A 25,051-nucleotide genomic window follows, 5' to 3' on the forward strand; every position below is an offset into this window, starting at 1 on the left:
CTTTTTTGACTGCAGGAGGATCGCACGATGTCGGCAACAAAGCCGCGCACGCTGTTCGACAAGATCTGGGACGCGCACGTCGTCGAGACGCTGCCCGACGGCACGGCGCTCCTCTACATCGACCGGCACCTTACCCACGAAGTCACGTCGCCGCAGGCCTATGAGGGCCTCCGCCAGGCCGGCCGCAAGGTGCGCCGCCCGGATGCGACGATCGCCGTGGTGGACCACAACGTTCCCACCGACGCCACGCGCTTCACCGGCGTGAACGAGGCCGAGAGCGCGCTGCAGATCGCGACGCTGGAAAAGAACGTCAAGGAATTCGGCGTCCCCTACATCCCGCTCTCCGACAAGCGGCAGGGGATCGTCCATATCATCGGGCCGGAGCTGGGCCTGTCCCTGCCGGGCATGACCATCGTCTGCGGCGACAGCCACACCTCCACCCACGGCGCCATGGGCGCGCTGGCCTTCGGCATCGGCACCTCGGAGGTCGAGCACGTGCTCGCCACGCAGACGCTGCTGCAGAAGCCGGCGAAGAACATGCGGATCACTGTGGACGGCAAGCTCGGATTCGGCGTCACCGCCAAGGACGTGATGCTGGCCATCATCGGCAAGATCGGCACCGCCGGCGGCACAGGCCACGTGATGGAGTTCGCGGGCGAGGTGATCCGCAACCTCGACATGGCCGGCCGCATGACGATCTGCAACATGTCGATCGAAGCGGGCGCCCGCGCCGGCATGGTGGCGCCGGATGAGACCACCTTCGCCTATGTGGCCGAACGCCCGATGGGGCCGAAAGGCGAGGCGCTGGCCCGCGCGATCGAGTACTGGCGCACGCTGCCCTCCGACCCCGGTGCGCATTTCGACACGGAGATCATGCTGGACGGCGACGCCATCGTGCCGCAGGTCACCTGGGGCACCTCGCCGGAGACGGTGGTGCCGGTGACCGGCCGCGTGCCCGACCCGGCCGAGCAGGCGGACGAGGCGAAGCGCGCGCAGATGCAGCGCATGCTGGACTACATGGGCCTCGCCGCGAACATGCCGATGCAGGAGGTGAAGATCGACGCGGTCTTCCTCGGCTCCTGCACCAACGGCCGCATCGAGGACATCCGGGCTGCGGCCGAGGTGCTGAAGGGGCGGAAGATCGCCCCGGGCGTGCGCGCCATGGCGGTGCCGGGCTCCGGCCTGGTGAAGGAGCAGGCGGAGCAGGAGGGTCTCGACAGGATCCTGATCGACGCGGGCTTCGAGTGGCGCGAGGCCGGCTGCTCCATGTGCCTGGGCATGAACCCGGACAAGCTGAAGCCTGGCGAGCGCTGCGCCTCCACCTCGAACCGCAATTTCGAGGGCCGCCAGGGCCCTGGCGGGCGCACCCATCTGCTGAGCCCGGCCATGGCCGCCGCCGCGGCCGTCACGGGACGCCTGACCGACGTGCGGGAGATCATGCGCTGATGCAGCCCTTCACCACGCTGACCGGCATCGCCGCGCCGCTGCCGCTGGCCAATGTCGATACCGACATGATCATCCCGGCGCGCTTCCTGAAGACCATCGCGCGCACCGGCCTGGGCAAGAGCGCCTTCGCCAACATGCGCTATGCGCCCGATGGCAGCGAGAAGCCGGAGTTCGTGCTCAACCAGGAGCCTTATCGCAAGGCGGAAATCCTCATCGCCTTCGAGAATTTCGGCTGCGGCTCCTCGCGCGAGCACGCGCCCTGGGCGCTGCTGGATTTCGGCATCCGCTGCGTCATCGCTCCGGACTTCGCCGACATCTTCCACAACAACTGCTTCAAGAACGGCATCCTGCCGGTGCGCCTGCCGCATGCCGTCTGCGAGAAGCTGATGGAGGACGCGAAGCTGGGCGGCAATGCCCGGCTGACCGTCGATCTCGCGCGCCAGGTGGTGATCCGCCCGGATGGCGAGGAGATTTCCTTCAACGTGGACCCGCTTCGTAAGCATCTGTTGTTGAATGGCCTGGACGATATCGGCCAGACCATGGAGCATGCCGGCGCGATCGACGCCTTCGAGACGCGCGAGCGGGCAGCGCAGCCCTGGATGTTCGGAACGGGAACCACTCTTTGATGACGGCCAACAAGAAGATCCTGGTTCTGCCGGGCGACGGCATCGGTCCCGAGGTGATGCGGGAGGTCCGCCGCGTCATCGACTGGATGAACCGCCGCCGCACCGCCTCCTTCACCGTGGAGGAAGGCCTGGTCGGTGGTGCCGCCATCGATGCGGACGGGACGCCCTGTTCCGACGAGACGGTGGCCCGGGCCAAGGAGGCGGACGCCGTGCTCTTCGGCTCCGTCGGCGGCCCGAAATGGGACAGCCTGCCTTTCGAGCAGCGTCCGGAGCTCGGCATCCTGCGCCTGCGCAAGGAGCTGGGCCTCTTCGCCAACCTGCGCCCCGCCACGGTTCTGGCGCCACTGGCCAGCGCCTCCTCGCTGAAGGCCGAGGTCGTCAGCGGCCTCGACATCATCATCGTGCGCGAGAGCACGGGCGGCATCTATTTCGGCGAGCCGCGCGGCATCGAGGTGATGCCGGACGGCAAGCGCCGCGGCGTGGACACCGAGGTCTATACCGAGGACGAGATCGCGCGCGTGGCGCGCGTGGCCTTCGAGCTGGCGCGCAGCCGCGGCCGCAAGGTCACCAGCGTCGAGAAGGCGAATGTCATGCAGACCGGCCGCCTGTGGCGCGCCGTGGTCGGGGAGGTGGCGAAGGCCGAGTTCCCCGATATCGAGCTTCAGAACATGTATGCCGACAACTGCGCCATGCAGCTCGCCTCGAATCCGAAGCAGTTCGACGTGATCCTGGCCGGAAACCTGTTTGGCGACGTGCTGTCGGACCTGGCGGCTGCGCTGACCGGCTCGCTCGGCATGCTGCCTTCCGCCACGCTGGGCGCGCCGGATGCCTCCGGGCGGCGCCACGCGCTCTACGAGCCGATCCATGGCTCCGCGCCGGACATCGCCGGCAAGGGAATCGCGAATCCCTGCGCGCAGATGCTGTCCTTCGCCATGCTGCTGCGCTGGAGCTTCGGCATGGAGGAGGATGCGGCGCTGATCGAGCAGAGCATCAACAACGTGCTGACCGGCGGGCTGCGCACCGCCGACATCATGTCGCCCGGCACGGCCCGCGTGGGTACCTCGGTGATGGGGGACGCGATCCTGCGCGAACTGGACAAGCTGGCGGGCTGACACGCGGCGAAATGGGGGAAGGGCCCTTGCGCTTCCCCCGGCACCGCAGTATCAGGCCGCCACTGGCCGGCGCCCGTAGCTCAGCTGGATAGAGCACCAGACTACGAATCTGGGGGTCAGAGGTTCGAATCCTTTCGGGCGCGCCAGAAATCCTTTCGACATATCAGATGGTTCCGAACCCCGGTGCGTTTCCGCAGCGGGGTTTTCCGTATCTGCGGACGCATGACAGATCCGTGTCGAAAAACCGCTACGGTGCCATTGCACCGCCGGGAAGCCTCGGCTATCACCCCGTCACTGGTCGGCGCCCGTAGCTCAGCTGGATAGAGCACCAGACTACGAATCTGGGGGTCAGAGGTTCGAATCCTTTCGGGCGCGCCAGTTCCCTTTCCCATCCGAACGTGAACGTGTCGAAGTGGGCTGGCGATATGCCAGCGCCTCGCGCAACCCGTCCCCTGGCCGATCCTTCCTGCATCGAGTGCAGGGGAGGACGGGTCACCCATGGCCATGCAGAGTGCAGAGACCGTGATCATCGGGGCCGGGCAGGCCGGTGTGCCCCTGGCCCGCGCCCTGGCCGCGGCGGGCCGGGATGTCCTGCTGATCGAGCGTGATGCCCTCGGCGGCTCCTGCGTCAATTTCGGCTGCACGCCCAGCAAGGCGGTGATCGCTTCCGCCCGGCTGGCCGCCCAGGCCCGGCGCGCGGCCGAATGGGGCGTGACGATCCCCACGGTGGAGGTGGATTTCGCCGCGGTGATGGACCGCGCCCGTACCCTGGTGGCGGAGCAGCGCGGCGAGCTGGAGGAGAGCTTCCGCCAGCCCGGGGCGCCACGCCTGCTGCGGGGGGAGGCCAGGATCGAAGGCCGCGAGGGGAGCCGCCTCCGCCTCCGCGTGGGGGAGGCGGTGGTCCTGGCCGACCGGCTGGTGCTCGACACGGGCTCCCGCGCGGCGCGACCGGATCTGCCGGGGCTGGACCAGGTGCCCCTGATCGACAGCCGGAGCTGGATCGACCTCCGCGAGCGTCCGGGACATCTGCTCTTCCTGGGTGGCGGCACCATCGCGCTGGAACTGGCCCAGGCCTTCCGCCGCCTGGGATCGGCCGTGACCATCGTCGAGGCCGGCCCGCAGCTCACTGAACGCGAAGACCCGGATGTGGCCGAGGTGCTGCAACGGGCCCTGGAAGCGGACGGGATCGCCGTCCACCTGGGCGCGAAGCCCGAACGGGTGGAGGCAGGAGGCGAGGGGGTGCGGCTGCATCTGGGAGGACGGATGCTGGAGGGCACGCATCTCTTCCTCGCCGCTGGCCGCCAGGCAAACACGGATGCGCTGGGGCTGGAAAGCATCGGCCTGCACCCCGGCGAGAAAGGCGTGCTGGACGTGGACGACCGCCTGCGGACGAAGGCAGACGGGGTGTTCGCGGCTGGCGACATCCGGGGCGGGCCGCAATTCACCCACACCGCCTATGACGATTTCCGCGTCCTCCAGTCGCTCTTCCTGGAAGACGGCGCGCGTACCACGCGGCGCATCGTGCCCTATGCCATCTTCACCGAGCCGGAGCTGGGGCGCGTGGGCCTGTCGGAGCAGGAGGCGCGCAAGGCCGGCCGTCCCTATCGCCTCGGGAAGAAGCCGATGACGGAGAGCGGCAAGGCTCGCGACATCGGCCGCACCGAGGGCTTCATCAAGGTCCTCGCGGACCCCGGGACGGGGGAGATCCTCGGCGCCGCCGCGCTCTGCGATTCGGGGGCGGAGGTGGTGCAGCTCTTCGTGGAGCTGATGAATGCCGGGGCGGGCCTCCGTACCATGCTGGACGGCGTGCATATCCACCCCACTCTGGGCGAGGCCGCGAAGAACGCCGCCGCCGCCCTGGATGGATAGGGCCGAAAAACCCTTCGTCTGCCCATGGACGAAGGCGGCGCGTCAGGCTAGTTACCCGCCAACGCCTCTCCGGCCGTTCTTCCTGGCCATGTCCCGTTCGTCTAGAGGCCTAGGACACCGCCCTTTCACGGCGGCGACACGGGTTCGAATCCCGTACGGGACGCCACCATCCCCCAATCCCCGCCGATGCCGACGCGCCAGCCGGAAGCCATCCGCCCTCGCACCCCTTTCCCGATCGCGCTAACCGGCCGTCACATAGTCCCGCAGGGCCTCCGCCTCGCCCACGGCCTGTTCGATCCGGGCCTTCACCAGATCCCCGATCGAGACGATGCCGCAGAGGGTCTCGCCCTCATAGACCGGCAGGTGCCGCACCCGGCGGTCGGTGATCATCTCCAGGGCCCGGGTGATCGGCGTGTCCGGCGTCACCGTATGCACCACGCGCGTCATCACATCGGCGGCCACCAGCCCATCGACCGAGCCCGCATCACTGGCCAGTGCCCGCACGATATCGCGCTCGGACAGGATGCCGAGCACGGGCCGCGCCGCGTCCTCCGCCTCCCGCACGAGCACGGCGCCAAGCCGGTGCTGCACGAGGACGCGCGCCACCTCCACCAGCGACTGCCCGGGCCGCACGCTGATCACGTCGGAGCCCTTGTTGCGCAGGATGGTCTTCACCGTCATCGTCGCCTCCAACATCTTCCGGCTCTCATCCGCCGGTTGAAGACATGGTGGCCGTGGGCGAGGCATTGGTGACAAGCGGAAACCCCCGCGCTCACGCCGCCGTGAAAGGGCGTGCCCTCCCACGCCCCGACAAACACGCTCCGACAAACCCCGCGCCGGGGCCGGGGTGGCGGCTTCCGCCGCGGGCGGATAAGCAATGGCCGCGCCCCTCCGGCCTTGGGCGATACGATCAAGGAACGCATGTCGGCAAAGCTCTGGTCCCTCGGAACCTTTCTCGTCGCGCTCGGGATCGCCGCCTATGCGGTGGGCTGGGACACCCTGCTCTGGGTGCCGCGCCGGGTCATGGATTCCCTGTTCTGGGTGCCCGGCGCGATCCTGGACACCGTGCGGACCTCGCCGGCCACGGCCATCGTCATCGGGCTGGGCATCGTGCTGATGGTGGCCGCGCGCCTGATCGGACGGCACCGCGGATAGGACCGGCCGGCGGCCGCCGGCCTCTTGCGGTGGCAACCCCGGGCCACGAACTGGGCTTCCTGCCCTGGATAGGGAATCCGCAACGGGGAGGGGAGCGGCACTTGACCGGATGGAAGACGGCGATCCTGGGGATCGCGATCGCAGGCTGCGCCATGACGGGCTGGGTGGCCGCCGCTGGTGCCGCCAGGCCGCAGCAGCCCGCCCCGCACCGCCACCATGCCACTCCCGGGACGCAACGCCACGCGCGTGTGGCGGAGGCGCGGCGGCACCACACGGCGCCCCATGAGGCAACACACCACGGGGCCCGGCATCAGGCCACGCGGGAACAGCGTGGCCGCGCCTCGGTCTATTCCCACCGCTTCGCCGGACGGCCCATGGCGGATGGCGGCCGCTTCGACCCGGGTTCCAACACGGTGGCCAGCCGGACCCTGCCGCTGGGCACGCAGGCTCGCGTGACGAACCTCCGCAACGGCCGTTCGGCCGTCGTCAGCGTGCGCGACCGGGGGCCGCATCACGGCGGCCGCATCCTCGATGTCAGCCCGGGCGTCGCGGCCCGGCTGGGGATGCCGGAAACGGGCACGGCGCCCGTGGCGGTCGTCGCGCTTTCCACCCCTGGCCTCGCGGGCCGCGCCGAAGCCGCGCCGGCGGGACGGACAGGCCGCTGACCGGAAAGCCGGGGCATCCGCCCCTGCTTTCCCTGACCGGGAGAAGGGCGCTCCGGCAGCGGGCCCAGACCGCCTGCCGACAGCACGTGGCCCGATAGCGGGGCGTCAGCGCGGAGAGGCCGGGGGCTTTCCCGGCGGCCTCCCCTGGACTCCCGCCCTGGCCTTGACCACCGAGGCCTCGAACTCCCAGGGCGTCATGTCCAGCACCAGGCGCCCTTCCGGCGCATCCCGCAACAGGCTGGCCGGCACGGAGAAGGGGGCCGTCCCGATCCCCAGGGCCGGGTTCGGCAGGATCTTCACCACGGTGGAGGGCGCGGCGCCCGTAACACCGTTCACCGTGCCGATCCGCGTTTCGTCCATGGCCCAGACCTCCTTGCCGCGCAGGTCGTCCGCCCCGCGCAGGTTGGGCGCGGCCGCAAGCGGCGTGGCCGTGAGCAGCGCCAGCATCAGCCACGGGGTCGTCCATGGGGTGCGGCGCCGGCGTGGCCGCGCGGGGCCAAGGGCGTGGGGAAGGGACGGGACCATGATGGGGGCCTTCTTGCATTCTCCGCTGGCCGATGCCAGAGCCGCGAAGGTCCGGCAGGGCCACTTCCATCCACAGAGAGGCTCGTCCGGCCGCCTCCGCCCGGGTGGGAACGGTCCTTCGGCCGGATCACGGGTGGGGAAGTCACGCGGCAGGGAGAATTCCGGGGATGAGGATGCAGGAAGGCTTCGTCGTGCTCTCCTCGGCGGTGGGCAGCGCCGCCAAGGCGGGCGAGATCGCCAGGGCCCTGGTCTCGGCGCGGCAGGCGGCCCTCGGCGGGGAACGCGACGCGGAAGTGTTGCGGCGGCTTATCCGCGACAGGGTGGGGCAAGAGCCGCGGCTGCAACTGGACTATGCCAGCATCGCCGATGCCGCGACGATGGAGGAACTGCGGACCATCACGCCGGAGGCCCTGGCCCTGGTGGCCGCGCGGCTCGGGCGGACGAGGCTGCTGGACAACATGCGCCTGATGGCGCCCGGCTGAGCCGCCCGCGGATGGACCCGCTGACACGCCTGCTGATCCAGATGGCGCAGTGGTGGCGCCATCCGCCTGGGCGCCGGAAGGCCCTGGTGATCCTGGCGGCGCTGGCCCTGTCCTTCCTGCTCGTGGGCATCGAGAGGTTCGTCGGCTGGCCCGGCTGGCTGCGCACCGAGCCGGTGCCGATCCGCCGCCTGCCCTGACCCTCCGGCCCACGAGGCGCCCGGCGGCAGGGTTGCGCGGACCGGACTGGACCGGAACATGGCCCTGCCGCAGCCTCGGTCCCGATGTTCACGTCGATACCAGGCAGGTTCCTGCGGGGGCTGCTGCGGCCCCTGCTTCTTCTGGCGTTGCTGGCTGCCTCTCCGCCGGTGGCAGGCGCCGCCATGGCGGGCGTTCCCTCCTGCTCCCTGGCGGCCGCTCCGGCCCCTTTGGCGATGGAACAGGACCGGCCGCCGCCGCAGCCCACCTGCTATGGCGGCCGTGCCGTGGTCCGGTTCGGCTGGACGCTGGTGGATTACGGCCTCGCCACGATGAAATACGTGATCGGCCTGTTCCTCGTGATCCTGGGCTTCCTCTTCCTGATGCTGGGCTATGCCCTCAGTGTCCTGGACTTCCTGCTCTGCTGGCGATGAGCCCGGCGCCCTCCGCCCGGCCGGCCCATCCGGTGGTCAGCCCTGGCAGCCGGGCGAGGGCTGAAGCAGCGGGGGGCTGCCATCGTCCCAGCATGACCTGATGCGCGGGATCAGGGGCGATCCGCTGGCGATCAGTCCGATGGTCGAGCTCTGGCCCGGATGCAGAGGTTCCGGCCTCTCGGGATGCAGGCGCAGGGCCTGGCCCTGAGTGGCCTGGCCATCATGGCGGGCGTTCCAGATCTCCAGGATCTGCCAGTCGGGGGTCAGGCAGAGCGTCCAGCGCAGCATCGGGGCCTGTCCGCCATTGGTGACGAGGATCTCCGCCTGGAAGCCCTGACTCCAGGTGCTGACGACGCGGAACTGGACATGGAGCGACAAGGCGGTGATCCCAGTCCGTGAGAGTACGTGCCAGGAATGTCTATATTAAGAGACTTGTGAGAAAAACGCATCCCAGGTTGCCGTGCAACGAAACCAGGAGCGAAACGTGACGAACTGCCACGCTTTGTTGCGGTGCAACCAGTGGACCGCTCACCCGGTTGATGGGATTCCGGCACATAGGGCAACTCGTGCGTGCGATGGCATCATCCATCGCGCGGCGCTGAACCACCTGGTCCATGCCGAAGCCGCCATGTCCAGCAGGGAGGAGGTGGATAGCCCGCGAAAGCGCTATCCGCCCGGACAGGACCCGGCCGGCAGCCGGGTGACGTGGTCAAGAATCGCCCCGGCGGTGCAGAGCCAGACCTCGGGGCGAGGCGCCAGCACATGCGACAGGGCGCGGCGCAACGCCGCCAGCCGGTAAGGCTGCCCGACGATATAGGGATGCAGTGCGATCCCCATCACCTGCGCCCTGCCGTCCCGCACCTGTCGAAGCCGCTCGTCGAAATCCGCCACGATCATCGCCGCGAACTGCTCCGCCCCGTCCTTTCGCGCCACGATGGCGGGAATGTCGTTGACCTCCTGCGGATAGGGAATGGCGAGGAGCGGGCCGGAACGGGTGCGGTGCCAGACGGGCTGGTCGTCGCTGCACCAGTTCAATGTGTAGCGATAGCCCGCCTCGGCCAGCAGGTCCGGCGTGGCCGCGCTTTCCGCGATCCAGGGCGAGAGCCAGCCCCGTGGCGCCCGGCCCTCGTGATGGGCCAGTATCGCGGTCGCCTCGGCGATCAGCGCCCGCTCGGCCTCCTCCGGCAGCACGCTCTGCCGCTCGCTGTTGGTCTTTCCATGCCCGGCGATCTCGTCGCCCCGCGCCCGGTGCGCCGCCATGAGCTGCGGCGCGTGGTCATACATGGCGCTGTTGGCCAGGACGGTGCAGGGCGCGTCCAGTTCGTCCAGCAGTTCCAGGAGCCTCCAGGCTCCCACCCGGTTGCCGTAGTCGCGCCAGGCGTGGTTCAGCACGTCCGGCTGCGGCCCGCCGGGCGCCAGCTCCGCGCCCAGGCCCTCGCCGAAGGCGAAATGCTCCAGGTTCACGCCGAGATAGACGGCGAGGTGCCCGTCATTCGGCCATGCCCAGCGCGGCCGTTCCGGCCAGGGGTGGTAGTCGTGGCGGCCATGCTGGCGCAGCATGCGAGACCCTCGCGAAACCAAGGAAGAACGGAGGAAAGGGTGCATGCGGATGCGGAGTGGTCTAGAGGGTGCCGCCATGTCGTCCTCAAAGGCGGATGACGCGGCGGCCCGGCGGCTCCTGTCCCGTGCCGCGCGCGAGGATCGTCCGCGCCTCCTCCGCTCCACCGGCCTCGGTCTCGCCGCCGCCATCTGCGGCATCGCCCAGGCCTGGTTCATCGCCACGCTGCTTGCCGCCCTGCTGGGCTTTCCAGACGCGGTCGCCGGGTCCGGCTGGACCGCCTTTGCCGCCGCCGCCGTGCTCCTGCTGCTGCAGACCGGGCTCGGCATGGCGCAGGAACGGGCCCAGCACGCCGCCGGAGCCGCCGCCCGTGCCCGGCTGCGGCAGCAGGCCCTGGCCCGCCTCCTGGAACTCGGCCCGGCGGATGAGCGCCCGGCCGGGGAGCGCGCCGCGCTGGTGGTGGACCGGGTCGAGGCGCTGGACGGCTACTTCGCCCGCTGGCTCCCCGCCGCCATGCTGGCCCTGCTGGTGCCGGCCGCCATCGCCCTGGCGGCGGCGCTGACCGACCCGGTGGGCGGGCTGATCCTGGCCGCCGGCGGGCTGCTCGTGCCCGTCTCCATGGCCCTGACCGGCATCGGCGCCGCGATCCAGAGTCGACGGCAGTTCGACGCCCTCCAGCGCCTTTCCGGGCGCTTCCTGGACCGTGTGCGGGGCCTGCCCACCCTGGTCCTGTTCAACCGCCAGGACGACGAGGCAAAGGCCCTGGGGCGCGCCGCCGACGAGCTGCGGCAGCGGACGATGCGGGTGCTGCGCGTGGCCTTCCTGGGCTCCGCGGGGCTGGAGCTGATCGCCGCGGCGGTGCTGGGCTGCCTCGCCTGGCGCCATGCCGCGCTGGTCACCGGCGGCCATCCCTCGCCGGTCTCGGCACTCTTCGTGCTGCTGCTGGTGCCTGCCTTCTTCGCGCCGCTGCGCGCCTTCTCCGCCGCCTATCACGAGCGTATGTCCGCCGCCGGCGCCGCCGCCGAGCTGGCGCCGCTGCTCGACGCGCCGGAGCGGGAAGGGCTGCTGCTGGAGGAGGTGCCGCCCTCCGTGGTGCTGACCTTCGAGAACGTTTCGCTGCGCTACGACCCGGCGCGCCCCGCCGCGCTGGACGGCGTCACCTTCCGCGTCATGCCGGGCGAGACGCTGGTGCTATCCGGACCCTCCGGCGCCGGGAAATCCTCCGTGCTGCGACTGCTGCTGGGCTTCCGCCGGCCGGATGCCGGGCGCATCGCCCTCAACGGGCGCGACGCGCTGGCCCTGCGGCCCGAGGAGCTGCGCCGCCTCTCCGCCTATGTCCCGCAGCGCCCGCACCTGTTCCGCGACACGATCCGCGAGAATATCCGCCTCGCCCGGCCCGAGGCCGATGACGCGGCGGTGGAGGCGGCGGCGCGCGAGGCGCGGGTGACGGACTTCACCGCCGGGCTGCCCCGGGGGCTCGACACGCTGGTGGGCGAGGGGGGGTGGGGCCTTTCCGGCGGGCAGGCACAGCGCGTCGCCCTGGCCCGCGCCTTCCTGCGCGACCGGCCCCTGGTCCTGCTGGACGAGCCGACAGCCCATCTCGACCCCGGCACCGAAGCGGAGGTCCTCGACGGGCTGCGCCGGCTCTGCGCCGGGCGGACGGCGGTGATCGCCAGCCATTCGCCGCTGCTGCGCCAGCGCTTCCCGGCCCGGGTCCTCACCCTGGAGGACGGGCGCGTCGCCGGCCATGCGCGCCGGGGCAGGGAGGCCGACCATGTGGCGTGACCTCGCCCGCATCCTCGGCCTCTGGCGGGCGCACCGGGCCGGGTTGGCACTCGGCGCGCTGGTCGCCTGCCTCGCCGCCCTGTCTGGCGTGGCGCTGCTGTCGCTGGCAGGGCATGGCGTGTCACAGGGCTTGCGACACGGCGCCATGGCCGCCGCCACGGGCGCGCTGCTCCTGTTGCGGCCGCTGATCCTGCTGCGCCCGGTGCTGCGCTGGATGGAGCGCATAACCACCCATGCCGCCACCTTCCGCGCCCTGGCCGATACGCGCGTCTGGTTCTTCCGCCGCCTGGCCGAGCGCCTGCCGGCCGGGATCGGGCTCCGCCGCGCCGGCGACCTGCTGGGGCGGCTGGTCTCCGATGTGGAGGCGCTGGACGGACTCTATCTGCGCGCCATGGCGCCGATGGCGGCGGCCACGGCCACGGTGCTGGCCATCGCCGCGCTGCTGGGCTGGGCCTCGCCGGGGCTGATGGCCGTGGTGGCGCTGCCGCTCGCCCTGGCCCTGTTGCTGCCGCCACTGCTCGCCCCCCTGGCGGCCCGCCGTTCCGCCGCCGTGGCCGAGGCGCGTGGCACCCTGCGCGCCCGCGCCGTGGAGCCGCTGCTGGGGCTGGAGGACGTGCTGTCCAACAATGGCGAAGCCCGGGCCGGGGCGCGTCTGGCCGAGGCTGGCCAGGCCCAGTCCCTGGCCGAGGGCCGAGCCTCGCGCATCGGCACGCTGGGCGGGGCTGCCGGGGCTCTGCTGGCCCAGGCCGCATTGCTCGGCGCCCTGGCCTGGGGGCTGGCCGGTGGCGCGGGAGCCGCGGCGCTGGCGGTGCCCGCGCTGTTCCTCGCCCTCGCCGCCGCCGAGAGCCTCGCCGCGCTGCCTCGCGCCGGGATCGCCCTGGCCGGCGCCGGCGCCGCCGCGCGCCGCCTGCTGGAGGCCGCCGACGCCCCGGTCCCGGCGCCCGACCCGGCTGCCCCGGCACCCCTGCCGCCCGGCCATGCCATCCGCATGCGCGACATCCGCTTCGCCTGGGAGGCGGAGCGGGAGCCGGTGCTGGACGGCTTCTCCCTGGAGATCCCGGAAGGGGCGCGGGTGGTGCTTCTCGGCCCTTCCGGTGCCGGCAAGTCCACCGTGGCGGCCCTGCTGCTCGGCCTCGCCCGGCCGCAATCCGGCAGCATCACCCTGGGAGGCGTGGAGATCGCGGGCCTTTCCGCCCACGACCTGCGCCGCCGCATCACCTGCCTGACCCAGGATGCACGGCTCTTCGACGACACGATCGCCGCCAACCTGCGCCTCGCCCGGCCGGAAGCGAGCGAGGCGGAGCTCTGGCAGGCGCTGGACCGCGCCCGGATCGGCGATCTGGTCCGCGCCCTGCCGGAAGGGCTGGAGACGCGCTGCGGCGAGGCCGGGGCGCGCTTCTCCGGCGGGCAGGCGCGGCGCCTCACCCTGGCACGGGCGCTGCTGTCCCCGGCGCCGGTGCTGATCCTGGACGAGCCCGCCGCCGGACTCGATGTCAGCGCGGAGAGGGCTTTCCTGGAAACGCTGGACGAGGCCACCGCCGGGCGCACGGTCCTGCTGATCACGCATCGCCTGACCGGGGCGGAACACCCGACGCGGGTGCTCCGCCTGGCCGGCGGGCGGGCCTTTCATGCGGCCGGCTGATCACAATGAATCGGGCGCGCCCGCAGGACGGATTCGAAACCGTCCTGGCCCGTTGACGGGGCGGAACGGGCATCGCATGGCACGGCCTGTCACATTGTCCCGGAGACGCGCGCCGATGCGCCGGTTTTTCCTGCTTGCCTCCCTTGCGGCCCTGCCCATGCTGGCGGCCTGCGCCAGCCCGAAGATGGGCGCGCCCCAGGCCCGCATCGTCTTCTTCCAGCGCGACGACGCGATGCTCGACGACGCGGCCAAGGGCCTGATCGCCGAGGCGGCCGACATCGCCAACCGCTATCCCGAGACCAGGGTCACCGTCCTGGGCTTCGCCAATCCCGAGCCGACTCCCGTGCCCGGCGGCAACCGGGAGCTGAGCCAGCTTCGCGCCCAGGCCGTGGCGGCGCAGCTTCGCGCGGACAAGGTGGACGGCTCGCGCATCACCGTCCTGCCACTCGGCGCCATCCCCTATGAAGCCACCCCCGTGGAGAGCCGCCGGGTGGAGATCAAGATCGGAAACTGATGCTCGGATTTCTTCGTGACCGCCTGATCGACCGAGGGACCGGGCCGGAGGCCGACGGCCCCCGCAAGGTCCTGAGTGAGGTCTTCGGTCACAAGGGATTCCGCGGCCGCCAGGAGGAGATCGTCCACCACATCGTGGCGGGCGGCTCCGGCCTGGTGCTGATGCCGACGGGCGGCGGCAAGAGCCTGTGCTACCAGGTCCCCGCCCTCTGCCGCCCCGGCCTGGGCGTGGTGGTCTCGCCCCTGATCGCGCTGATGGAGGACCAGGTCTCGGCTCTCCGCCAGGCGGGCGTGGCCGCCGCCGCCCTGCATTCCGAGCTGGAGGAAGGCGAGCGCGGCAACCTGTTCCGCGACCTGTCGCGCGGCGCGCTGAAGCTGCTCTACGTCTCGCCCGAGCGGCTGAACCTCGAATCGACGCTGGAGCGGCTGGGCCGCACCGAGCTGGCCCTCTTCGCCATCGACGAGGCGCATTGCGTCAGCCAGTGGGGGCATCACTTCCGCCCCGACTACCGCGGCCTCGACGTACTGGCCCGCCTCTTCCCCGAGGTGCCGCGCATCGCCCTCACCGCCACCGCCGATGCGCGCACGGTGGAGGATATCCGCGAGCGCCTGAGCCTGACGGAGGACCCGGTCTTCCGCGGCGGCTTCGACCGCCCCAACATCCGCATCGAGGCCGCACCGCGCGAAAGCGCCCGCCGGCAGATCCTGGCCTTCGCGCGGGAGGCCTCCGACGGGCGTGGCGCCGGTATCGTCTATTGCGCCACCCGCAAGGGCGCCGAGCAGACCGCCGGCTGGCTGCGCGAGAACGGCCATGACGCCATCTCCTTCCATGCGGGGATGGAGGCCGCCGACAAGCGCGCCGCGCATAAGCGCTTCGCCAGCGGCGATGCGGTGGTGATGGCGGCCACCGTCGCCTTCGGCATGGGCATCGACCGCCCCGACGTGCGCTGGGTCGCCCATGCCGCGCTGCCGGCCAGCCCGGAAAGCTGGTACCAGGAGATCGGGCGCGCCGGCCGCGATGGGCTGCCGGCCCGCGCCCTGTTGCTGCACGGGGCCGAGGACATCGTCTGGGCCCGCCACCGGCTGGAGGAAAGCCCGGCCTCGGACGAGCAGAAGCGCATCGAGCGCGAGCGCCTGAACCGCATGGTCGCCATCGCCGAGAGCGCCACCTGCCGCCGCCGCATCCTGCTGCGCTGCTTCGGCGAGGATCTGGAGCAGGACTGCGGCAATTGCGACGCCTGCCTGCGCCCGCCCAGCCTGCGCGACGGTACCGTGGCGGCGCAGAAGCTGCTTTCCGCCGTGGTCCGCACCGGCAGCCGCTTCGGCCTGGGCCATCTGGTGGACGTGCTGCGCGGCGAGAAGACCGAGAAGGTCCTCCAGTTCGGCCACGACCAGCTTCCCACCTTCGGCGTCGGCCGCGACGTCTCGCCGCAGAACTGGCGCAGCATCGCCCGCCAGCTCGTGGCCCGGGGCGCGCTGGACGTAGCGGTGGAGAACCACGGCGAATACCGCCCGACCGAGGCCGCCCGCCCCATCCTGAAAGGGCAGGAGAAGGTGATGCTGCGGGAGGAAGCCGTCCTGCCGCGCGTCTCCGCCCGGGGCGGCCCGCGACGGCGCGAGGCGCCCGCCTCGTCCGGCGATCCGGTCTTCGAGGCGCTGCGTGCCTGGCGGCGGGAGGAGGCCCAGCGCCAAGCACTGCCCGCCTACATGATCTTCAGCGACCGCACGCTGAGCGAGATCGCTGCGCAGAAGCCCACGGATCTCGACGAGCTGGCCACTGTCCCAGGCGTGGGGGCCAGCAAGCTGGAACGGTATGGCGAGGACGTGCTGGACGTGCTCGCGACCTGCGGGCGGGGGTGAGAGGGCTTCCGGCCCGGCGGGTTGGGCGGGAATGAATTGCGAAAGAAACTAAGAATGACTTGCATCGAATCGACGGGGATGCGATAGCGGCCGCGTCATCGCACGGACGCGACATCCGCATGTATGTTTGCCTCTGCAACGGGATCACCGACACCCAGGTCAAGGATGCCATCGCGTCCGGCGCCAGCCGCTGCTGCGAGATCTATTCCAAGTGCGGCTGCAAGGCGCAGTGCGGCACCTGTACGCGCATGATTCTGGCCATGATGCGGGACCAGCCGGAGCAGGTTCAGGCACGCGCCGCGCGCTGAAACTGTTTCTCAATCTCAAAGTCGTTGAAAAACAACGACTTGACGCTTGGTGGGCTTTCTGTCTTTTCGTCGCCTCAGACGAGACAGGAGACAGACCATGTCCGCTTACGGCGATCCCAAGGTCATCGAGCATCTGAACACCCAGCTCACCAACGAGCTGACGGCGATCAACCAGTACTTCCTGCACGCCCGCATGCTGAACCACTGGGGCGTGACCAAGCTCGGCCGGCACGAGTACAAGGAATCCATCGAGGAGATGCGGCATGCGGATGACCTCATCCACCGCATCCTGTTCCTCGATGGCCTGCCGAACGTGCAGCGCCTGAACCAGATCCTGATCGGTCAGACCGTGAAGGAGATCCTGGAATGCGACGAGAAGCTGGAAGCGAAGGCGATCAACGACCTGCGCGAAGGCATCGCCTATTGCGAAAGCGTGCGCGACTTCATCTCGCGTGACCTGCTGGTGAAGATCCTCGCCGACGAGGAGCACCACGCGGACTTCCTGCATGCGCAGTTCACGCTGCTCGGGAAGATCGGCGAGGAGCGCTATACGATGCTCAACAGCGACGCGGCGCCCGACCAGAGCCAGGACGGCGACCACTGAGGCCATTCGCCGACGGGACGATCCCGCTGGTTCCGATACGCATCACGGGCTCCCGCCACCTCGCGTGACGAGAAGCCGCCACAGGGCCGGGGGAACTTTCCTCCGGCCCTGCGTGTTTTCAGGCCCCGGCGGACGCGACCGGGGCAAGCTGGCCGCCGCCCAGGCGCAGCCCCCGGTCATGGAAGCGCGCCACGGCCGGGCGGTGGGCGATGGAGACGATGCCGGTCCCCGGCAGCTTCTCCCGCAGCCGGGCGTAGAGCAACTCCTCCGATTCCGGATCGAGATTGGCCGTCGCCTCGTCGAGGAAGAGCCAGTCGGGCTTCTGCAGGAAGGCGCGGGCCAAAGCGAGCCGCTGCTGCTCGCCGCCCGAAAGCCGGCGCTCCCAGGCCTCGCTTTCATCCAGTTGCGGGATGAAGCCCTCCAGCCCGGCACTGGCCATCGCCGCCAGCACTTCCTCCCCGGTGAAGTCGCCTTCCGCCATGGGATAGCAGACCGCGTGGCGCAACGTGCCGAGCGGGATATAGGGCCGCTGCGGCAGGAAGAGCACGCGTGCGCCGTCCGGGATCTCCACCCGGCCCCGGCCAAAGGGCCAGATGCCCGACAGCGCCCGGAACAGCGTGGACTTGCCGCTGCCCGAGGCGCCGGTGACCACCACCGCTTCGCCCGGCGCCAGGGACAGGTCGGCATCGCCCACCAGCACGCGGCCATCGGGGAGCTTCAGCTCGATATCCCGCGCCGTGAGATGTGTGCCGGCGGCGGCGACGAGCTTCGGCCCTTCGTCGGAACGCGCCTCCGACATGGCGATGGCCTGGCGGAAGCCGGCCAGACGCTGCACCGTCGCGCGCCAGTCGGCCAGCAGACCGTAGCTGTCCACGAACCAGGACATCGCGCCTTGCACCTGCCCGAAGACGGAGGAGGTCTGGGTCAGCGCCCCAAGAGGGATGCGGCCGGCGAAGAAGGCCGGGGCAGCGACGATAAAGGGGAAGATGACCGCAAGCTGCCCGAAGGCCGAGGTGAAGAAGGTCAGCCGCTTCGTCACCGTCATCAGCGCGCGCCAGTTCGCCACCACCGCGGCGAAGCGCCCGGCCAAGCTGCGCTCCTCGCCCGCCTCGCCGCGATGCAGGGCGATGCCCTCGGCATTCTCGCGCACGCGGATCAGCGAGTAGCGGAAATCCGCCTCCAGCCTCTGCTGCTGGAAGTTCACGGAGATCAGCCTGCGGCCGACCAGATGCGTCAGCCAGGTGCCGAGCGCCGAGTAGAGCAGGGCCACCCAGACGAGATAGCCGGGGATCGGCAGTTCCAGCACGTTCACCGGGTCGGACAGGTTCCAGAGCACGGCGATGAAGGAGATCAGCGTCACCACCGAATTCATCAGCCCGAGACCCAGCGACAGGTTCTGGCTGACGAAGCTGTTGATATCCTCGGAGATGCGCTGGTCCGGATTGTCCGTGCCCGTGTCGGTCAGCGCGATCCGGTAATAGGCACGGTCCCGCAGCCAGTCCCCGGTGATGCGTCCGGTCATCCAGCGCCGCCAGCGGATCTGCAGCAACTGCCGCAGATAGAGCTGGAACACCGCCACCAGGATGAACAGTGCCGCCACCACGCAGAAACCGGGGAGGTAGCCTTCATCCGGATCGTGGCGGCCTAGGAAGAGAAGCTGGGAGAAGGCCTCCCAGTTCTTGTCCTGCAGCGAGTTGTAGAAGGCGCGGTTCCAGAAGGTGAGGATCACGTTCATCCCCACCAAAGCGAGGTTCAGCAGGACCACCACCGCCAGGAGGCCCCGCGCGGACCAGCGCTCCTCGCTGAACCAGAAGGGGCGGGCCAGGGCCCAGGCGTCCCTGAGGGCACCGCGCGTGTCACGCATCGCGGGATCTCCAACGTATCAAAGAGGGAAAGGCCAAAGCGCGAAAGGCGGCGTCAGCGCGCGGCGATCCGCAGGCGGATGACACCGCGCACCTCGCCGGGTTCCACCGGCTTGCCCTTGCGCAGCACCTCGATCTCGCCCTGTCGGGCCAGTTCCATCGCCGTGTCGCGCACCGGCCGCATCAGGCCGCGCCAGGACTCGCCGCCCAGCTCGCGGGCGACCTCGCTGGGGCAGATGGACTTCTCCGCGCCGCGCTGGGTGGCGAGGCGCCGGATGCTTTCGGCGATCCGCTCCCGGTCGGGCGGCGCGGCTCTGGCCGGAGTCTCGGAGGCCTGCGGGTCAGAGGTCAGGGGATCAGCCATCTTGCCTCCACGCCATGGCCCAGGAAACGGAAGCGGGCCCGGCGGTGTCGTTCGGGGTCGAGGTGAAGCCACTCCATCTGCCGCAGCCTGACAGTGATCGCGCAGAAATTCGCGCGGGCCTGCGGCGTGACGACGGGTGGCGGGGGAGGGGCGGGAACAGCGCTTCCGGGCGGGTCGAGGGTCGCGTAGCTGCGGCGTTCGCCATCGGGCATCGCGGTCCAGGCATGGTCGGCCAGGGCGTCGTCGCGATGCAGCCGCGCCTCGCCCTCCAGCCGGATCTGCCATTGCCGCGCGCCATCCCAGCCAAGCAGGGAGACGCGAGGATCGGCCGCGATCTCGCCCACCTTGCCGGAGCGGGCATCGCAATGCAGCCGCAGGGTCAGGCTCCCGGGGTCGAAGCCACGCAGGACCACCATGCGCTGGCGCGGTCCGGCCGCTGTGCCGGTGGCCAGGACGAGCAACCGCCATCCGCTGTCCCGGTCGCCGGGAGCCGCCCGCAGGAGGTCGAGGATCTCCGGCAGGATCCACCCCGCATCCGGCGCCGCCGCGCCGGTGGTCACGCCTTGGTCCTCAGGGGTTCGATCCCGTGCCGGCATGGAGGCAGGTCTCGCCCGGCGTCGTGGCGGTGCTGCCTCGTTGGTCCCAACGACCCATCGCCGGCGCACCCGGCGCTGCGATGTTCGCGGGCGCGACTGTAACAGCTTCCCCGGCACGGCACAGCGGGCCGGCTTGTGGCGATGCGTAACGCACCGGGACCGGGAAACGGGGCGGAAAAGAAGAAGGGCCGGTCCTCGCGGACCGGCCCCCTTTCCTGAAGCGACGTATGGAACGTCTGCGCGATCAGCGCAGGACGATCTCCACGCGGCGGTTCTGCGGCTCGCGCACGCCATCGGCGGTCGGCACCAGCGGACGGCTCTCGCCGAAGGCCTCGACCGTGATCTCCGAGCGCTGGATGCCCTGGCGCACCAGCTCGGCGGCCACGGCGTCGGCGCGGCGGCGCGACAGACCCATGTTGTACTGCGGCGTACCGGAGCGGTCGGCGTGGCCGGCCACCTCGATGCGGGTCGAGCCCGTGCTACGCGCGTTCTGCGCCGCCTCGGTGATGATCTGCCGGGCGCGGTCCGTCAGGTTGTAACGGTCCCAGTCGAAGAACACGAGGTAGGTGCGGGCCACGGCCTGCGGAGCCTGCGGCACGACCGGCGGAGCGGCCACGGGCGCCGGCGGGGTCCAGAGCGCGTAGCGCAGGCCCAGCATGGCGGAGTGGTTGTTCGCGCCGTCGATCTCGAACTTGCCGCGCGTCGGGATCTGGCCCGAGGCGGTGCGGACGATGCCGTCATACTTGGTCTGCAGCGTGCCGAGGTAGCGGTACTCGGCCGTCAGGGACAGGCCAGGCACGGCCGGGATCGGGAAGGCCAGACCGGCGATGCCCTGGTAGCCGAAGGCACCGGCGGTGTCGTCGATGGTCAGGTTGTCGCCCGGACGGCCGACGCTGTTCACCCGCGTGCCGCCGACATTGTCCAGATCCGTCCAGATCCAGCCCACGCCGCCGCCGACATAGGGCACGACCGGAATCGGCATGTTCGGGAACCAGGCCGGCAGCTGGAAGTCGTAGTAGCCGTTCACCATCACGCCGTACTGGCGCATACGGCCGGTGCCGCTGAAGAAGTTGCCGCTGGTGGAGCCAACGCCGCGGCTGGACCAGCCACCGACCTTGCTGGTGGGATTGTCGCGGAAGTTACCCTCGACTTCGGCGCGCAGGCCGTTGCCGAAGCCCCAGCCGACGGCGACCTGGCCGCCCCAGCCTTCGCTGAACTTGAACGAGCCCTGGCGGTTGCCCACCGTGGCGTCGAAGAAGCCGTTGGCGCCGCCGTCGGAGGTGACGTTGCGCTTGTTGGCATGGTTCCAGCCGGCGCCGCCGGACAGGTACAGGCCGGTGACCGGCGTCGCGACCGGAGTGGCCAGCCAGCTCGGGGGCGTCCACCAGGCGGACTGCGCCATCGCGACACCGGGGGCCATGAAGAGGGTCGTCGCGAGCAACGCGTGACGGAGTTTCATTGAATAGTGTCCTTCATCGGGGGGACGAACGACGCTCAAAATGCACGCCGGCGCGGCGAAGCATATTCACCAGCATGAGAGGCAGGGTTGCCGAAAGGGCGTCCTGTGTCGCTGTGGCTGAACTGCCACAGCATCGGCGCGGAAACCGGCACGAACCGGGATTTCACGGAAGCGAAAACAGGCTGCACATGCATTCTGCGCCATGTTCCGTTCACGAAGCCAGGGGCAATCTCAGGGGCAACCCACGGTCGCGGCGAAAATCGCCGGATCGCGAATCGCCCCCAAGGGCGTTCGCCGGAAAAAGGCGCCTCGGATCAACCGGCCTTCGGCGCCAGGGCCGTGCCGGTCCGGTCCAGGGCGATCTCGGCACCAAACCAGCTCACGCCTTCGGCGACCAGATCCATGCTCCATCCCTGGGCGTCCTGCAGCGGCAGCTCGAAGACGATCTGCACCGTCTCGCCGGGCATGATCTCCTGCGCGCTGAGCCGGACGCGGCGGAAGTCGCGCTCCAGCGTGCCGTCCGCCAGGCGCCGCATCACGCCGAGGTTGACGCCGCCCGCACCGGTCCCGCCCGGACGCCAGCGATAGCCGCCGAGATTGCGGATCGCCACGGTGAGCGAGAGCTTCTGCTTGGTGGCCGTGCCCGACAGGACCGCGATCTCGGCGATCGGCGCCTTGCGCTTCGTCAGCGGCGGAATCTCGCGGCTGTCCGGTGCTTCGCCGGTGCGGCTGAGGACGATGCAGCAGTCGTGGCGGAGCCAGGCATCCAGCTCCGCGAGGCCCTGCGTCATCATGGCCGGGGAGGGAGCCGCATCGGGCGCATCGCGGCGGGAGACACGTTCCAGCTCGGCGGCATAGGCCGTGGCACCCATCATGACGGGATGCCGCGCCGCCAGGGCGAACTCGCAGCGCGCGAAGCCCGCCGCCGCGGCAGCAGCCTGGATGCCCGACGGGTCCGTTTCCGGCTCGGCGATTCCGGTCGCCCGCATCCTGGCCTGCACCGCGGGGGAGCGCGACTGACCGGGCGCTGCGGTCACGATCACCGCGCGCCCGCCCTCGGCCAACACGCGCTGCATCTCCGGCAGCAGCCCCGCCAGATCCCCGAGTCGGTGCAGGCTGTGGAAGGCGATGATCCGGTCCACCGAGGCATCGGGGAGGGGGATGCGTCCCTTCTCCAGCACGCCCGTCTTCAGCCGCGCCGCGAGCTGGGGCAGGTGGACCGAGACGAAGGCCTTCGCCTTGCCGATCGCCGTGGCGGAGGGATCGACGGCCTGGACCTCCAGCCCCTGCTGCGCCAGCAGCCGCGCCAGCCAGCCATGGCCACAGCCGAGATCCAGCACGCGATGGCCGGGCTCGGCCTGCAGAAGGTGCAAGGCCACCCCGAGCTGCGGCAGCACCTCCCGCGCCGTCGCGGGATCGGAAAAGGGCATGTGGAAGCGCGGGTCGCTGACCGGTATGCCTTCGTGCTGGCTGTCCAGCCGCGCCAGCCGCTCCGCCTCCGCGGTCGCGTCCAGGAGACGGTGCGTGTCGATCAGGCCATCCTTTCCGAGGAAGGCCTCCGCGTTTTCGGGCTGCCAAGCCGCCATTCGCAGGATGCTCCAGACAATTTCCCGCGATGGTGGTTGGTTCCGCCGCATTTCGCAACCACTGGTTCGTGACCGCCAGTCGCTTCCGGCGCCTCCGTGATCGGGAAGGAACGGCCCGGACGCAGGCGGGAACCGGACCGACCCTCTTGCATGGTGCTGGCGGATGCCGGGCGCCAGCGGTTCCGCCCGGAATTCCTGGTCATCACGCCGGATCACTGATCGTTCGCGGAAAGATCCACCTGCACCGGGGTGCCCTCCGGACCACGGACTCGCAGGGATGCTGCTCTGCACCATGATTTCGCTCGCCCCGGTCACGCAGGTGCGATAAGTGACGAATGTCGCTGAGGCGCGCCGGACCCGGCGGCACGGGGATGTCACGGGATGCCATGGCAGGAGCCGTGCCGAACTCTCGCGGAGGTTGCGTAACCGGCGCGGTGGGAGCATTGGTGGTCCGGTCGCGAAGGTCGCTCAGCGGGACAGAAGGAGTGATCTGAAATCGTCACGCTTCGTCCTTTTTTCGGCCTTCGTGCCCGGCCAGAAGAAGCCGGTCGCGTCCTGCCGCCCGGTTGCCCCGGTGCCGGCCACGACGTCGTGCCAAAGGCGGAGGATCATCCGGCGTGAGTGCCCGCATCCTGGTGGTGGATGACATCGCAACGAACATCCATCTGCTGGAAGCCCGCCTCCGGGCCGAATACTACGAGGTCGCCTCCGCCAGCTCCGGCCCGGCGGCCATCCGCCTCGCCGAGGAATGGCTGCCCGACATCATCCTGCTGGACGTGATGATGCCGGGGATGGACGGCTACGAGGTCTGCCGCCGCCTGAAGGCGCAGAAGCAGACCGGGCACATCCCCGTCGTCATGATCACCGCCCTGACGGACCAGAGCGAGCGCATCCGCGGCCTGGAAGCCGGCGCCGACGACTTCCTGTCCAAGCCGGTGGACCACGCCACGCTCTTCGCGCGGCTGCGCGCCCTGTTGCGCACCAAGCAGGTCCTGGACGCCTTCCACATCCGCTCGGAGAGCACGGGCGACCTCGGCATGAGCGGCGGGCTGCGCGCCCTGAGCAGCATGATCGGCACGCGCGCCCTCATCGTCACCGAGGACCGCGAGGAGTCGCGCTTCCTGGAAGAGGCGCTGGCCGAGGACGGCGTGGTCTGCTTCGTGGCCACCGACCATGGAGCGGCCTGGAACGCGCTGATGTCGGGCGAGTTCGAGCTGGCCGTTCTGAGCCTGTCCTTCGACGCAGGCGACGGGTTGCGCTTCGCCTCCCGCCTCCGGGCGCAGTCCGGCACGCGCGACCTGCCGGTGCTGCTGGTCGCCGACCCGGCGCAGCGGCAACTCGTGCTCCGGGGCTTCGACCTCGGCGCCAACGACCATGTGCTGCGGCCGGTGGACCGCAACGAGCTACGCGCCCGCGCCCGCAACCAGATTCGGCGCAAGCTCTACCAGGACCGGCTGCGCGAGGATCTCCAGCGCACGCTGGAGGCGGCGGTCACGGACAGCCTGACCGGCCTGCGCAACCGGCTCTACGCCTCCCGGCACCTGGAGGCGATGCTGCGTTCCGGCGGCGCCTCGGTGCTGCTGCTGGACGTGGACCACTTCAAGCGCGTGAACGACACCTTCGGCCATGCCGGCGGCGACGTGGTGCTGCGGGAGGTCGCCCAGCGGCTGCGCAGCAACCTCCGTTCCTCCGATATCGTCGCCCGCTATGGCGGCGAGGAGTTCCTGGTCATCATGGCCAGCCGCTCCCAGGCCGATGTGGCGAACGTGGCGGAGCGCCTGCGGCTGGCGGTGGGCGAGGAGCCGGTCTGGCTGCCTTCCGGCCCGGTCCGGGTGACCATCAGCATCGGCGGCGCCAGCGGCGGTGACGGCACCCCGCTGGACGATCTCCTGGCCCAGGCGGACAGCGCCCTCTACCGCGCCAAGGCCGCCGGCCGGAACCGGCTGGAGATCGCGCGCAGCGGGACCGGCGCGGCGGCCTGAGCCGCCCGCCCGGCGGGGCCGCACAGTCTCGGAAGCAAGGGAAGACCAACGCGAAAAGCCCGGCCGGGACCCCGGTCGGGCTCTCTGTCGTGGCGCATTCCCCGTCAGCGGGGAAGGGTGGCGCCCCGGCTCGTGCCGGGACGCGCCGCGATTACTTGATCTTGGCTTCGCGGAAGACGACGTGCTTGCGCGCCACCGGGTCGTACTTCTTCAGCTCCAGCTTGCCCTGGGCGTTCCGGGTGTTCTTCTTCGTCACGTAGAAGTAGCCGGTCTCGGCGGTGCTGAGGAGCTTGATCTGGATCGTGTTGGACTTGGCCATGGTCTGATTCCGTAAACAGGCCTGCGCACTGAGCCCCGGCCGTTGAACGGCGCAACCTAGTCACCGCGCCCGCCGCGTCAAGCTTTCTCTCGCGGAAACAACCC

At 70.4% G+C, this 25,051-nt stretch carries 26 protein-coding genes and 3 tRNA genes; 19 read left to right on the forward strand and 10 right to left on the reverse strand.

From position 1 onward, the window contains the following. Positions 1–27: 27 nt before the first annotated feature. From leuC to RGI145_RS07755, 7 genes are all read left to right on the forward strand, one after another. Positions 28–1,446: a 3-isopropylmalate dehydratase large subunit gene (leuC, locus tag RGI145_RS07725; protein WP_075797895.1), complete on the forward strand. Its 1,419-nt coding sequence runs from the start codon at positions 28–30 to the stop codon at positions 1,444–1,446. Then, on the forward strand, positions 1,446–2,072 hold the full coding sequence (leuD, locus tag RGI145_RS07730; RefSeq protein ID WP_075797896.1) for a 3-isopropylmalate dehydratase small subunit: 627 nt from the start codon (positions 1,446–1,448) through the stop codon (positions 2,070–2,072). The genes leuC and leuD overlap by 1 nt, the downstream gene beginning before the upstream one ends. After that, entirely contained in the window at positions 2,072–3,184 is a 1,113-nt protein-coding gene (gene leuB / locus RGI145_RS07735; RefSeq protein WP_075797897.1) for a 3-isopropylmalate dehydrogenase, read from the forward strand. Before leuD ends, leuB begins: the two co-directional genes overlap by 1 nt. Positions 3,185–3,253: 69 nt before the next feature. Continuing rightward, positions 3,254–3,330, forward strand: a tRNA-Arg gene (locus RGI145_RS07740). A 155-nt stretch (positions 3,331–3,485) separates the two neighbouring features. Next, positions 3,486–3,562: transfer RNA gene (locus RGI145_RS07745), tRNA-Arg, on the forward strand. A gap of 120 nt (positions 3,563–3,682) precedes the next feature. After that, positions 3,683–5,053, forward strand: coding sequence for an FAD-dependent oxidoreductase (locus tag RGI145_RS07750; protein WP_075797898.1), 1,371 nt, complete (start codon positions 3,683–3,685; stop codon positions 5,051–5,053). Positions 5,054–5,143: 90 nt separating this feature from the next. Next, positions 5,144–5,219, forward strand: a tRNA-Glu gene (locus RGI145_RS07755). A 74-nt stretch (positions 5,220–5,293) separates the two neighbouring features. Here the strand turns inward: RGI145_RS07755 and RGI145_RS07760 are convergent. Further along, a complete protein-coding gene (locus tag RGI145_RS07760) occupies positions 5,294–5,749 on the reverse strand; it encodes a CBS domain-containing protein (RefSeq protein WP_237183241.1) in 456 nt (151 codons plus the stop codon). 225 nt (positions 5,750–5,974) lie between these two features. Here RGI145_RS07760 and RGI145_RS07765 point away from each other — a divergent pair, with 225 nt between their 5' ends. Further along, positions 5,975–6,208, forward strand: coding sequence for a hypothetical protein (locus RGI145_RS07765; protein WP_075799932.1), 234 nt, complete (start codon positions 5,975–5,977; stop codon positions 6,206–6,208). A 101-nt stretch (positions 6,209–6,309) separates the two neighbouring features. After that, a complete protein-coding gene (locus RGI145_RS07770) occupies positions 6,310–6,873 on the forward strand; it encodes a septal ring lytic transglycosylase RlpA family protein (RefSeq protein ID WP_237183242.1) in 564 nt (187 codons plus the stop codon). Positions 6,874–6,978: 105 nt separating this feature from the next. Here RGI145_RS07770 and RGI145_RS07775 read toward each other — a convergent pair whose 3' ends face one another. Next, positions 6,979–7,320 (reverse strand): hypothetical protein, encoded by a 342-nt coding sequence (locus RGI145_RS07775; protein ID WP_075797899.1) that lies wholly within the window; start codon positions 7,318–7,320, stop codon positions 6,979–6,981. A 245-nt stretch (positions 7,321–7,565) separates the two neighbouring features. Here RGI145_RS07775 and RGI145_RS24975 point away from each other — a divergent pair, with 245 nt between their 5' ends. The 3 genes from RGI145_RS24975 (at position 7,566) to RGI145_RS07790 (ending at position 8,509) form a co-directional block, all read left to right on the forward strand. Then, entirely contained in the window at positions 7,566–7,880 is a 315-nt protein-coding gene (locus RGI145_RS24975) for a pantoate--beta-alanine ligase (RefSeq protein ID WP_075797900.1), read from the forward strand. Between the two features lie 11 nt (positions 7,881–7,891). Further along, entirely contained in the window at positions 7,892–8,077 is a 186-nt protein-coding gene (locus RGI145_RS07785) for a hypothetical protein (protein ID WP_075797901.1), read from the forward strand. 183 nt (positions 8,078–8,260) lie between these two features. Next, positions 8,261–8,509 carry a hypothetical protein gene (locus RGI145_RS07790; protein WP_156878469.1) on the forward strand — a complete coding sequence of 83 codons (249 nt, stop codon included), beginning with the start codon at positions 8,261–8,263 and terminating at the stop codon, positions 8,507–8,509. A 36-nt stretch (positions 8,510–8,545) separates the two neighbouring features. On the opposite strand, the gene RGI145_RS07795 is transcribed toward RGI145_RS07790, so the two are convergent. Next, a complete protein-coding gene (locus RGI145_RS07795; RefSeq protein ID WP_075797903.1) occupies positions 8,546–8,887 on the reverse strand; it encodes a cellulose binding domain-containing protein in 342 nt (113 codons plus the stop codon). Positions 8,888–9,175: 288 nt separating this feature from the next. After that, entirely contained in the window at positions 9,176–10,069 is an 894-nt protein-coding gene (locus RGI145_RS07800) for a polysaccharide deacetylase family protein (protein ID WP_075797904.1), read from the reverse strand. 76 nt (positions 10,070–10,145) lie between these two features. Here RGI145_RS07800 and cydD point away from each other — a divergent pair, with 76 nt between their 5' ends. The 6 genes from cydD to bfr all read left to right on the forward strand — a co-directional run bounded on the left by cydD (position 10,146) and on the right by bfr (position 16,779). After that, positions 10,146–11,852, forward strand: a complete 1,707-nt coding sequence (gene cydD, locus RGI145_RS07805) for a thiol reductant ABC exporter subunit CydD (RefSeq protein ID WP_075797905.1) — start codon at positions 10,146–10,148, stop codon at positions 11,850–11,852. Further along, positions 11,842–13,494 carry a thiol reductant ABC exporter subunit CydC gene (gene cydC / locus RGI145_RS07810; RefSeq protein WP_167668252.1) on the forward strand — a complete coding sequence of 551 codons (1,653 nt, stop codon included), beginning with the start codon at positions 11,842–11,844 and terminating at the stop codon, positions 13,492–13,494. Before cydD ends, cydC begins: the two co-directional genes overlap by 11 nt. Before the next feature lie 115 nt (positions 13,495–13,609). Then, positions 13,610–14,008, forward strand: coding sequence for an OmpA family protein (locus tag RGI145_RS07815; protein WP_075797907.1), 399 nt, complete (start codon positions 13,610–13,612; stop codon positions 14,006–14,008). Continuing rightward, positions 14,008–15,867, forward strand: a complete 1,860-nt coding sequence (gene recQ, locus RGI145_RS07820; protein ID WP_083670529.1) for a DNA helicase RecQ — start codon at positions 14,008–14,010, stop codon at positions 15,865–15,867. The genes RGI145_RS07815 and recQ overlap by 1 nt, the downstream gene beginning before the upstream one ends. 59 nt (positions 15,868–15,926) lie before the next feature. Beyond that, a complete protein-coding gene (locus RGI145_RS07825; RefSeq protein ID WP_237183243.1) occupies positions 15,927–16,175 on the forward strand; it encodes a (2Fe-2S)-binding protein in 249 nt (82 codons plus the stop codon). A 97-nt stretch (positions 16,176–16,272) separates the two neighbouring features. Beyond that, complete coding sequence (bfr, locus tag RGI145_RS07830; protein ID WP_075797908.1) at positions 16,273–16,779, forward strand: bacterioferritin; 507 nt, start codon at positions 16,273–16,275, stop codon at positions 16,777–16,779. A 118-nt stretch (positions 16,780–16,897) separates the two neighbouring features. Here the strand turns inward: bfr and RGI145_RS07835 are convergent, their stop codons facing one another. From RGI145_RS07835 to RGI145_RS07855, 5 genes are all read right to left on the reverse strand, one after another. Beyond that, positions 16,898–18,643 (reverse strand): ABC transporter ATP-binding protein/permease, encoded by a 1,746-nt coding sequence (locus RGI145_RS07835; protein WP_075797909.1) that lies wholly within the window; start codon positions 18,641–18,643, stop codon positions 16,898–16,900. 53 nt (positions 18,644–18,696) lie between these two features. Beyond that, entirely contained in the window at positions 18,697–19,005 is a 309-nt protein-coding gene (locus RGI145_RS07840) for a DUF3253 domain-containing protein (protein ID WP_083670531.1), read from the reverse strand. Continuing rightward, a complete protein-coding gene (locus tag RGI145_RS25420; protein ID WP_075797910.1) occupies positions 18,990–19,565 on the reverse strand; it encodes a pyridoxamine 5'-phosphate oxidase family protein in 576 nt (191 codons plus the stop codon). The genes RGI145_RS07840 and RGI145_RS25420 overlap by 16 nt, the downstream gene beginning before the upstream one ends. A 280-nt stretch (positions 19,566–19,845) precedes the next feature. Continuing rightward, positions 19,846–21,060, reverse strand: coding sequence for an OmpA family protein (locus RGI145_RS07850; RefSeq protein ID WP_075797911.1), 1,215 nt, complete (start codon positions 21,058–21,060; stop codon positions 19,846–19,848). A gap of 314 nt (positions 21,061–21,374) precedes the next feature. Then, positions 21,375–22,646 carry a class I SAM-dependent methyltransferase gene (locus RGI145_RS07855; protein WP_075797912.1) on the reverse strand — a complete coding sequence of 424 codons (1,272 nt, stop codon included), beginning with the start codon at positions 22,644–22,646 and terminating at the stop codon, positions 21,375–21,377. A gap of 617 nt (positions 22,647–23,263) precedes the next feature. Between RGI145_RS07855 and RGI145_RS07860 the strand changes: the two genes are divergently transcribed. Then, on the forward strand, positions 23,264–24,628 hold the full coding sequence (locus tag RGI145_RS07860) for a PleD family two-component system response regulator (RefSeq protein ID WP_075797913.1): 1,365 nt from the start codon (positions 23,264–23,266) through the stop codon (positions 24,626–24,628). A gap of 151 nt (positions 24,629–24,779) precedes the next feature. On the opposite strand, the gene rpmG is transcribed toward RGI145_RS07860, so the two are convergent. Continuing rightward, positions 24,780–24,947 carry a 50S ribosomal protein L33 gene (rpmG, locus tag RGI145_RS07865; protein WP_019459949.1) on the reverse strand — a complete coding sequence of 56 codons (168 nt, stop codon included), beginning with the start codon at positions 24,945–24,947 and terminating at the stop codon, positions 24,780–24,782. Positions 24,948–25,051 lie beyond the last annotated feature (104 nt).

It is taken from the genome of Roseomonas gilardii, from assembly GCF_001941945.1.
Lineage (GTDB): Bacteria > Pseudomonadota > Alphaproteobacteria > Acetobacterales > Acetobacteraceae > Roseomonas.